Genomic DNA, 10,295 nt, shown 5'->3' with positions numbered 1-10,295 from the left:
GGGTCCGCGGCCGCGGCCGACCGGCTCGGGGGCCGGCGGCGGGGGGGCCATCTCGCGGGCGGCCATCATCTCCTGCGCGGGGATGACCTGGGTCGCCTGCGATTCGGGGGCGCGGCGCGATCCGGGGCCCGGCTGCATCGGGGGCTCGTCGAAGCCGCGGCCGCCGTGCGGGGCCGAGGCGGATTCGGGCTTGCCGTAGTCGGGAGCGGGGGCGGTGCCGAGAACGCCGCGCTCCTCCAGTTCGGCGAGCTGACGCGCGACCCGGTCGAGGTAGACGTCGACCTGCCACTCGTCGTAGCCGCCGAAGCGGACCCTGAAGACGACGTCGTCGACCTCGTCCGCCGAGACGGGGCTGCCCACCGGCTCACCGGCGAGCGTCGCCTCAACGCGGTCCAGGAACGCGTCGACCTCGTCGACCTTGTAGCCCCGGCTCAACGCCCGGCGCCGGAACCGGTCACCATGACTCGCCACTACCAAGCCACCCTTTCCGCCTACTCCGCGGCGCCGGAGGCGCCGAGCGGCTTCGCACCGGCGCGGCCGGGCGTACCGGCCTCCCGGACCGAAGCGGCCAGCTGCCCGCAAGCGCCGTCGATCTCTTGGCCGCGCGTATCGCGCACCGTCGTGGACACGCCCGCTTCGCGGAGGCGCCGCACGAACTCCGCCTCAACCGGCTTGGGACTGGCGTCCCACCGGCTCCCCGGCGTGGGGTTCAAGGGAATCAGGTTGACGTGGACCAGCTTGCCCTTCAAGAGCTTTCCCAGCAGGTCGGCCCGCCACGGCTGGTCGTTCACGTCCCTGATCATCGCGTACTCGATCGAGACGCGACGTTTCGTCACCCGAGCGTACTCCCAGGCCGCGTCGAGGACCTCGGCGACCTTCCAGCGGGTGTTGATGGGGACGAGCTCGTCGCGCAGCTCGTCGTCGGGCGCGTGGAGCGAGACGGCCAGCCGCACCGGCAGGCCCTCCTCCGCGAGCTTCTTGATGGTGGGCACCAGGCCGACCGTGGAGACGGTGACGTTCCGGGCCGAGATGCCGATCCCGTCGGGCACCGGCTTGGTGATGAGGTGCAGGGCGGCCTTGAGCCGGGCCCAGTTCGCGAGCGGCTCGCCCATGCCCATGAACACGATGTTCGACAGGCGCCCCAGTCCGCGCTCCTCGGCGAGCCGCGCGGCGTTGACCACCTGGTCGACGATCTCGGCGGTCGTGAGGTTGCGGTCGAGGCCGCCCTGGCCGGTGGCGCAGAACGGGCAGGCCATCCCGCAGCCGGCCTGCGACGACACGCAGGCGGTCACCCGGTCGGGGTAGGCCATGATGACCGATTCGACCAGCGCGCCGTCGTACAGGCGCCACACGGCCTTCACGGTCTTGCCGTTGTCGCACGAGTCGACGCGGATCGGCTGGAGGAGCCGCGGGAGCAGCGCCTCGCCGATGGCTTCTCGCGCGGCGGCGGGGAGGTCGGTCATCTGGGAGGCGTCGCCGACGTGGCGGCCGAAGTACTGCTGTCGCAGCTGCTTGGCGCGGAAGGCGGGCTGCCCGATCTCGGAGAGGACGGACTGGCACCCGGCCAGGTCGAGGTCGGCGAGGTGGCGCGGCGCAGCCTTGCGGGGGCGCGGTTCGGTCAACGTGAGTGCTACAGACATGTCACGACCTAGTCTCGCATGACAGGCCCGCGACCCGCCAACCCCGGATCGTCGAATTCACCCCGGGCCCTCCTTCATCGGATACACCAATCAGGACACATCACCCGAGCAGGTAACGGAACCACACATAGGCCACGGGGGCCACCATGAGGATCGAGTCGAGCCGGTCCATGACCCCGCCGTGGCCGGGGATGAGATTGCTCATGTCCTTGATGCCGAGGTCCCGCTTCAGCAGCGAGACGGACAGGTCCCCCAACGTAGCGGCCAGGGCGACGCAGACGCCGAACGCCACGCCCAGGGGGAAGGACACGCCGAAGAACGCCCAGAGGGTGATCGAGCCGCCGAGGGCGGCGGCCACGACCGAGCCGGCGAGGCCCTCCCAGGACTTCTTGGGGCTGATGCGCGGCGTCATCTGGTGGCGGCCGAACAGCACGCCGGCGGTGTAGCCGCCGGTGTCGGACATGACGACGGTGAACAGGTAGATGAGGACCTGCGCGGCGGCGCCGTCGATGAGGCGGGCGTCGCCGGCCTCCGAGGTCGCCAGGAGCGCCACGAACCCGGCCAGGAACGGGACCTGGACGAGCACGAGGGCGGACGCGGCGAGGTCGGTGCGGTAGCCGGTGGCGCCGTCGGAGAGCCGCCACACGTACAGGGCGGCGACGGCGACGGCGGTGCCCAGGAGCAGGCCGGTGGCCCCGCCGAACCAGGCGAGGACGACGATGAGCGCCCCGGCGGCCGCGAGCGGGATCACCGGGACGTTCTTGCCGCCCTTGCGCATCGCGTTGCCGGTCTCCCAGCAGGCGACGGCGACGGCGACGACCGCGAAGGCGAGGAAGCCGAGCGGCTGGAACACGATCGAGGCGATGACGACCGCGGAGATGCCGAGGCCGACGCCGATCGCGACGGGGAGGTTGCGGCCGGCCTTGGGCTTGGGATCGGGGCCGGCCTCGGCGGTGTCGCGCCCCCGCCCGGGCCCGTCGGGCGACGGGTGGGGGCGACGGCCGGGCGCACCGTCGGGAATCGCGCTCATCAGATCTCGAGCAGCTCGGACTCTTTGGCCGCGACGAGCTCGTCCACCTGGCCGGTGAAGCGGCCGGTGAGGTCGTCGAGCTCCTTCTCGCCGGAGCGGCCCTCGTCCTCGGAGACCTCGCCGTCCTTGACGAACTTGCCGATCTCGTCCTTGGCCTTGCGGCGGACGTTGCGGATGGCGATCTTGGCGTCCTCGCCCTTGGTGCGGACGATCTTGATCATCTCGCGGCGGCGCTCCTCGGTCATGGGGGGCAGGTTCAGGCGCAGCTGGGTGCCCTCGTTCGAGGGGTTGACGCCCAGGTTCGAGTTGCGGATCGCGTCCTCGATGTCCTTCATCTGGGAGGCGTCGAAGGGCTTGACGATCACCATGCGGGGCTCGGGGATCGCGATGGAGGCCACCTGGGGGATCGGGGTGGGCGCGCCGTAGTAGTCGACGGTGATCCGGTTGAACATGGCGGAGGAGGCGCGGCCGGTGCGGACGGCGGCGAATTCCTCCTTGGCGTGCTCGATGGCCCGCTCCATCTTCTCCTCGGCTTCGAGGAGGGTGTCGTCAATCACGGCTCTCTCACAATCTCTCGCGGCCTGACAGCACTTCTGACCGTACCGTCCCGCCGTCGGTCCTCGGTGGCGCGGACGTCCCCCTTGGCGGGGTCCGCCTCGCCGGGGTCAGTCCTCGGCGGCGTGGATGAGGGTCCCGATCTGCTCGCCGATGATCGCGCGGCGCAGGTTCCCCTCGTCGTCGGCGCCGAAGACGCGCATCGGCAGGGCGTTGTCCTTGCAGAGGCTGAAGGCGGCCTGGTCGACGACCATGAGCTCGCGCTTGAGGGCCTCGTCGAAGGTGATGTCGTCGAGGCGCTGCGCGTCGGGGTCGGTCTTGGGGTCGGCCGTGTAGACCGCGTCGACGCCGTTCTTGGAGACGAGCACTTCGAGCGCGCCGATCTCCAGGGCGCGCTGGGCGGCGACGGTGTCGGTGGAGAAGTACGGCATGCCGGCGCCGGCGCCGAAGATGACGACGCGGCCCTTCTCCAGGTGGCGGATGGCGCGCAGCGGCAGGTAGGCCTCGGCGACCTGGGCCATGGCGATGGCGGTCTGGACGCGCGTGTCGACGCCCTCCTTCTCCAGGAAGTCCTGGAGGGCGAGGCAGTTCATGACGGTGCCGAGCATGCCCATGTAGTCGGCGCGGGCGCGCTCCATGCCGCGGCGCTGGAGTTCGGCGCCGCGGAAGAAGTTGCCGCCGCCGACGACCACGGCCACCTGGACGCCCTCGGCGACACCGGCGGCGATCTGCCGGGCGACGCTCTGGACGACGTCGGGGTCGACGCCGACGGAACCGCCGCCGAAGGACTCGCCGGACAGCTTCAGCACGACCCGGCGGAACTTGGCTTGACTCATGGCACTCCCTGCTCTGAACTTTCCTTCAGCGGCCGCTGACCAGTGGCGCGGTGTCTTGGTCGGGACATGGAACGAGGCGGCGGCCTGCGCCGCCGCCCCTTCCCGTGCTTACGGCTGGAGCCAGTCTAGTCCGCGGCCGCGGACCGCTTGCTACTCCTGGCCGACTTCGAAGCGGATGAAGCCGGTGACCTCGGTGCCGGCGTCGGCCAGCACCTGCTTCACGGTCTTCTTGTTGTCGAGGACCGAGGTCTGGTCGAGGAGGACGAAGTCGCGGTAGTAGGCCCCGACCTTGCCTTCGACGATCTTGTCCCAGGCGCGCTCGGGCTTGCCCTCTTCCTTGGCGGTCTCGAGTGCGACGCGCTTCTCGGTCTCGATGATCTCGGCCGGGACCTCTTCGCGGGTGAGGTACTTCGGACGCATCGCGGCGGCCTGCATGCCGGCCTGGCGGGCGGCCTCGGCGTCACCGGTGTACGAGACGAGGATGCCCACGGCGGGCGGGAGGTCGGCGGCCTTGCGGTGCAGGTACACCGAGACGTCGCCCTCCAGCGAGCCGACGCGGCCCAGGGCGATCTTCTCGCCCAGCTTCACCGACTCGTCGGCGATGACCTGGGCGACCGTGGTGCCGTTGAGCTCGGCCTGCTCGAAGGCGGGTCCGTCGGCGGCGCGGACCTGGTCCGCGCGCTCCACCAGGGTCTGCGCGAGCTCGATGAACGCGCCGTTCTTGGCGACGAAGTCGGTCTCGCACAGCAGCTCGAGAATGGTGTTGCCGGACTGGGCGACCAGGCCCTGGGCGGTGGTGCGCTCGGCGCGCTTGCCCACGTCCTTGGCGCCCTTGATGCGCAGCGCCTCAAGGGCGGTGTCGTAGTCGCCGTCAGCCGCTTCGAGGGCCTTCTTGACGTCCATCATCCCGGAGCCCGTGGCTTCCCGGAGCTTCTTGACGTCAGCCATCGTGAAGTTGGCCATTGCTCCCCTTCTAACTTCTCGTGAGGGCCGATTACTCGGCGGAGGTCTGCTCGGTCGCCTCGGCCTCGGCGGCCGGGGCCTCGGCGGCGGGCTTGTCCTCGACGAGGAGCTCCTTCTCCCACTCGGCGAGCGGCTCGCCCTCGGCCTTCTCGCCCTGGCCGCCGGAGCGGGCCAGGAGGCCCTCGGCGGCGCCGTCGGCGATGACCTTGGTCAGCAGGGCGACGGAGCGGATCGCGTCGTCGTTGCCGGGGATCGGGAAGTCGACCTCGTCGGGGTCGCAGTTGGTGTCGAGGATCGCGACGATCGGGATCCCGAGCTTGCGGGCCTCGTCGACGGCGATGTGCTCCTTCTTGGTGTCCACGATCCAGATCGCGGCCGGGGTCTTCTCCATGTCGCGGAGGCCGCCGAGCGTGCGCTCGAGCTTGTCCTTCTCGCGCATGAGCTGGAGCATTTCCTTCTTGGTGCGGTTGGCCGCACCGTTGGTCTCGATGATCTCGAGTTCCTTGAGGCGCATGAGGCGCTTCTGGATGGTCTGGAAGTTCGTGAGCATGCCGCCGAGCCAGCGGTGGTTCACGAAGGGCATCCCGACGCGCAGGGCCTGCTCGGCCACGGCCTCCTGGGCCTGCTTCTTGGTGCCGACGAAGAGGACCTCGCCGCCCTCGGCGACGACGTTCTTGACGAAGTCGTGGGCCTTGGCCGCGTAGTCGACCGACTGGCGCAGGTCGATGATGTAGATGCCGTTGCGGTCGGTGAGGATGAACCGCTTCATCTTCGGGTTCCAGCGACGGGTCTGGTGACCGAAGTGCACGCCGCTCTCGAGGAGCTGACGCATGGTGACAACCGACACGGTTGTATTCCTTTCGTTCCCTGGTTCATTCGCGGGAGGCGCCCGAAGTCCGGGCGTCCCGCGCCTGGCACCCGCCTCCGGCGGTCCGCAACCGGGAAGGACCCGGACCTGGGAGACCGCGAGGGCCTGACCGCGTCCACCGCAGGGCTCGGATACCGAGCCGGCAATGGAGGTCTGGCCGCGACGAGTGCGCGAAGTCGGTCCGGCGCACAGTGGTGCCGTACCGCTTTGATCAGTGTACTTGGGCCCGCGGGGCCCCCGCGAAGGCGGTGGACCGCAGTGACTGAGGCAATGCGCCGCCCCGCGGCAGAACCACCCGGAGAACCCGCCGGACGACAAACCATCCAGGCAGGCAGACAGGCCGCCAACAAAGTTATCCACAGCCTCAAAAGTTTTTCTGGACGATACCGCCCACCCGCTCCAACCTTGAGTAATGCACCAGCTATGCAAGGCGACGACGCTCAGCCTCATCATCACCGTGATCCTCACCGCCACCGCCCTCTTCCACCCCGCTCCAGCCCTCGCAGAGCACCGGGACCACTCGCCGCCGGGCCCGTGGCGCCCGCCCACCGGCGGGCTCGACCTGCGCACTGCCTTCGACCCGCCGCCGCTCCCCTGGATGCCCGGCCACCGCGGCGTCGACCTCGGGGCGACCGACGCGCAGACCGTGGTCGCCGCCGGCCCCGGCACGGTGATGTTCGCCGACGACCTCGCCGGACGCGGCGTCGTCAGCATCGCCCACCCCAACGGCCTGCGGACCACCTACGAACCGGTCGAACCGTCGGTCGCCGCAGGCGAGACCGTGGTCGCGGGCCAGCCGATCGGCACCCTGCAACCGGGCCACGCCTCCTGCCCCAGCGCGGTCTGCCTCCACCTCGGCCTCAAACGCGGACCGCTCTACCTCGACCCGATGCTGCTGTTCGGCGCGGGCAAGGTTCGCCTCCTCCCCCGCCCCGGCCGCGATCTCGCGGCGCCCCTCGCGACGGGAGCACGGCAGTGAACATCACGCGAACTCTCGAACCGCCGCCGAATGTGACCGGCATCGACCTGCGCCGCCTGACCCCGCACCAGCTCGGCCGCCTCGGCGAACGGCTTGCCGCGGCCCACCTCCAGCGCCACCGCATGCAGATCCTGGCCCGCAACTGGCGCCACCGCACCGGCGAACTCGACCTCGTCGCCCGCAGCGCCGACATCGTCGTCGTCTGCGAGGTGAAGACCCGCCGCTCCGAACGCTTCGGCGGCCCGCTCGGCGCCGTCGACGGCGAGAAGGTCCACCGCCTCGAACGCCTCGCCAGGACCTGGCTGCGCGGCCACTGCCGCCCCGACCAGCCCTGGCGCCTCGACCGGCTCGCCCTCACCGTCACGGGCAGGGCGCATCTGGCTCTCGAACACCGCCAAGGAGAACGCCGTGGGTTACGCACGCACCAACACCGTCTGCATGGTCGGCGCCTCGGCCGTCACGGTCACCGTCGAGGCCTCGGTCTTCAAGTCCTCGTCCAAGGGCGCGGACACGGTCCGCATGTCGGGCCTCCCCGACAACGTCGTCAACCAGGCCCAGACCAGGGTCCGCTCGGCGATGGCGAACTCCGCACTCCGCTTCCCCGACAAGTCGATCAGCGTGAACTTCGCCCCGGCCTCAGTGCCGACGACCGGCTCCGCCGCCGACCTCGCACTCGCCGTGACCATCATGTGCGCCGACGACCTGCTCCCGGTCGAACGCCTCGCCGACGCGGTCCTGCTCGCGGAACTCGGCCTCGACGGCAGCCTGCGGGCCGTCCCGGGCACGCTCCCGGCGCTCATGGAGGCCCGCCGCAGCGGCCTGAAAACCGCGATCGTCGCCCCGGAGAACGCCGCCGAAGCCGCCATGGTCGAGAACCTGACGATCCTCGCCCCGCGCGACCTCGCCACCCTCGTCGCCTGGGTCTTCGGCCAGACCCCCCTCGACCCGGTCCCCCGCCCGCCGACGCCCGAACCACCGCGCCTCCCGGACCTCTCCGACGTCCGCGGCCAACCACTCGCAAGGCGCGCCTTGGAGATCGCCGCCGCGGGAGGCCACCACATGCTCATGATCGGCCCGCCCGGCGCCGGCAAGACGATGCTCGCCGAACGCCTCCCATCGATCCTCCCGCCGCTCTCCGACGCCGAAGCGGTCGAAGTGACCTCCCTGCACTCACTACGGGGCAGGTTCACCGGCGGCGCGGCCTCGCTCCTCCACCACGCGCCGTTCGAGGCGCCGCACCACTCGATCACCATGCAGGCCTTGGTCGGAGGAGGCGCAGGCAACATCGGCCCAGGCTCCCTCGCCCTAGCCCATCGCGGCGTGCTCTTCATCGACGAAGCCCCGGAATGGCCAAGATCGGTCCTCGACTCCCTCCGCCAACCGCTCGAATCCGGCGAAGTCCGAATCCGAAGAGCGAACACCGCGATCAGCTACCCCGCCAAAGTGACGCTCGTTCTCGCCGCGAACCCGTGCCCCTGTGCACCGAACAAGCCCGTCGACTGCACCTGCCCGCCGCTGAAGCGCCGCAGCTACCTCACCCGGATCTCGCGGCCGCTGATGGACCGCATCGACCTGCGGGTCTATCTGCCACCGGTGCCGCCCTCGGCGATCCTGACCGACATCACCGAGGCAGAGCCGTCGGGCTCGGTGGCGAAGCGGGTCCTGCGGGCGCGGGAGGCGGCCGCCTCCCGCTGGTCCGAAGCGGGCGAACCCTGGGGCCTCAACAGCGAAGTGTCGGGACCGGCGCTCCGGTCCACCCGTTGGCGATTGCCACCACCCGTCCGGAAGTACGTCGACGACCTCCTGCTGAAGGAGCGCATCACGGCCCGCGGCTACGACCGGGTCCTGAAGCTGGCGTGGACGATCGCCGACTTGCGCGAACACGACAGCCCGACTGCTGACGACGTCGCCGAGGCCAGCGAGCTGAGGCTCGGCTACCCACTGAGATGACCCGTTGCGACACAGAACAACCGCCGAACTGCGGTAGCGATAAGGAGGAATAGTGACGAATCTGCCGAACAACCCGCGAAACGCCTTGATGCTGCTGTCCGAACTGGTGGAGCCGGGAGACGCCGAACTCGACGACCTCCTCGCGGAGACCGAGCCGATCGAGGCGGTCAAAAAGATCTGGGAAGGCGACGTGCCGGACCGGTTGCGCCGCCTCACCAGCGCCTCCGTGTCCTGCACCCCAGACCCAGCCGACCGCGCGGACCAGATCGCCGCGGCGACCGAGGCCTGCGGCGCACGGGTCCTGGCTCCCGGCGATCCCGACTGGCCCGAACAGCTCCGCGATCTCCACTTGGTATGCGACGCCGACGAACCGCATGTGCGCCCGCCCCGCTGTCTTTGGGTGAGAGGCCGGCACGACCTGGCGGAGCTGTGCAGCCGCTCGGTGGCGATCGTCGGCTCCCGGGCCGCCAGCGAATACGGCCAGCACCTGGCCGACGACCTCGCAGCGGACCTGACCGTGGAGGGCTGGAGCATCGTTTCAGGAGGAGCCCTGGGCATCGACCGCGCTGCGCACCTGGGCTCACTCGCCCGCGGCGGCGCGACCGTGGCAGTACTCGCCTGCGGGGTGGAACTGCCGTACCCCAAGGCGAACCATTCGATGTTCAACCTGATCGCCGAACAGGGAATGCTCCTGAGCGAGTGGCCGCCGGGTTCATCGGCGATGAAGCACCGCTTCCTGACCCGGAACCGCGTGATCGCGGCGCTGACGGCAGGGACAGTGGTCGTCGAGGCCGCCGACCGCTCAGGGGCGCGCAACACGGCCCGCTACGCGGCCGAGCTCGGACGGGTCCTGATGTTCACACCGGGCCCGGTCACCTCGTCGCAATCGATCGGCGTCCACCGCCTGGCAAGGGAGCCTTGGGAAGCGCGCCTGGTCACCAACGCTGAAGAGGTCATCGAGGACCTGACCGGCATCGGCGGCCCGCTCGCAAGCGCACCCCCACCACAGCGCCGCCCCATCGACCGCCTCACCGAAATCGAGGCCCGCCTGGTCGAGTCCCTCCCCCGCGGCTACGTGGTCGAAACGGCCCGCCTCGCAGCCGTCGCCGGCCTCCCCACAGAAGTGGCAACCGAAACCCTCGAACGGCTCCAACGAATGCGCTGGGTCGACCGAATAGACAACCGCTGGCGACTCTCAAGAACGCCACAGCCCTGACTCGAAACCACTTCAGACCGAAAGGAGCCAAGCCATCCTGAGAATCCGAACCCACTGAGACCGAAAGGAGTCCGACCTTGACCCGAATCCGAGCCCCGCCCCGCGACCCGTCGACCACGGTCAGCCGAGCCCGGCACCCAGCCGGGTCGAACGGACCCGACCGAACCGAGCGCTCCGATCCCGAGGATCACTCCGAGCGCGATTGGCCAGCAGCGCGGTGCACCGCGCCCGAAATTCGATGGGTGGGAGGGGGGTGGG

The 10,295-nt window shown here is 70.2% G+C and carries 10 protein-coding genes and 1 pseudogene; 4 read left to right on the top strand and 7 right to left on the bottom strand.

What is annotated here, in order from left to right:
- From DI269_RS27810 to rpsB, 7 genes are all read right to left on the bottom strand, one after another.
- Positions 1-471 (bottom strand): DivIVA domain-containing protein (locus DI269_RS27810; RefSeq protein ID WP_198667470.1); only part of this gene is annotated, 471 nt, incomplete at its 3' end.
- A gap of 20 nt (positions 472-491) precedes the next feature.
- Entirely contained in the window at positions 492-1,640 is a 1,149-nt protein-coding gene (gene rlmN, locus DI269_RS15910; RefSeq protein ID WP_112137527.1) for a 23S rRNA (adenine(2503)-C(2))-methyltransferase RlmN, read from the bottom strand.
- A 100-nt stretch (positions 1,641-1,740) separates the two neighbouring features.
- A complete protein-coding gene (locus DI269_RS15905) occupies positions 1,741-2,670 on the bottom strand; it encodes a phosphatidate cytidylyltransferase (RefSeq protein ID WP_112137525.1) in 930 nt (309 codons plus the stop codon).
- Complete coding sequence (gene frr, locus DI269_RS15900) at positions 2,670-3,227, bottom strand: ribosome recycling factor (protein WP_112137522.1); 558 nt, start codon at positions 3,225-3,227, stop codon at positions 2,670-2,672. Before frr ends, DI269_RS15905 begins: the two co-directional genes overlap by 1 nt.
- Positions 3,228-3,335: 108 nt before the next feature.
- On the bottom strand, positions 3,336-4,061 hold the full coding sequence (pyrH, locus tag DI269_RS15895; protein ID WP_112137520.1) for a UMP kinase: 726 nt from the start codon (positions 4,059-4,061) through the stop codon (positions 3,336-3,338).
- Between the two features lie 150 nt (positions 4,062-4,211).
- Entirely contained in the window at positions 4,212-5,024 is an 813-nt protein-coding gene (gene tsf / locus DI269_RS15890; RefSeq protein WP_112137518.1) for a translation elongation factor Ts, read from the bottom strand.
- A 31-nt stretch (positions 5,025-5,055) separates the two neighbouring features.
- Positions 5,056-5,871, bottom strand: a complete 816-nt coding sequence (gene rpsB / locus DI269_RS15885) for a 30S ribosomal protein S2 (RefSeq protein WP_112137515.1) — start codon at positions 5,869-5,871, stop codon at positions 5,056-5,058.
- 433 nt (positions 5,872-6,304) lie between these two features.
- On the opposite strand from rpsB, the gene DI269_RS15880 reads away from it, so the two are divergent.
- The 4 genes and pseudogenes from DI269_RS15880 (at position 6,305) to dprA (ending at position 10,037) form a co-directional block, all read left to right on the top strand.
- A complete protein-coding gene (locus DI269_RS15880) occupies positions 6,305-6,871 on the top strand; it encodes a M23 family metallopeptidase (RefSeq protein ID WP_112137512.1) in 567 nt (188 codons plus the stop codon).
- Positions 6,868-7,260: pseudogene (locus DI269_RS29135) on the top strand (YraN family protein); the annotation flags it as partial. The gene DI269_RS15880 and the pseudogene DI269_RS29135, both read left to right, overlap by 4 nt.
- Positions 7,247-8,821 carry a YifB family Mg chelatase-like AAA ATPase gene (locus tag DI269_RS15870; protein ID WP_112137510.1) on the top strand — a complete coding sequence of 525 codons (1,575 nt, stop codon included), beginning with the start codon at positions 7,247-7,249 and terminating at the stop codon, positions 8,819-8,821. The pseudogene DI269_RS29135 and the gene DI269_RS15870, both read left to right, overlap by 14 nt.
- Positions 8,822-8,873: 52 nt before the next feature.
- Positions 8,874-10,037, top strand: a complete 1,164-nt coding sequence (gene dprA, locus DI269_RS15865) for a DNA-processing protein DprA (protein WP_112137507.1) — start codon at positions 8,874-8,876, stop codon at positions 10,035-10,037.
- Positions 10,038-10,295 lie beyond the last annotated feature (258 nt).

It is taken from the genome of Glycomyces dulcitolivorans (assembly GCF_003265355.1).
Lineage (GTDB): Bacteria > Actinomycetota > Actinomycetes > Mycobacteriales > Micromonosporaceae > Glycomyces > Glycomyces dulcitolivorans.
The sequence above is the reverse complement of the archived record's forward strand: the minus strand, read 5'-3'. Positions and strand labels throughout refer to the sequence as shown.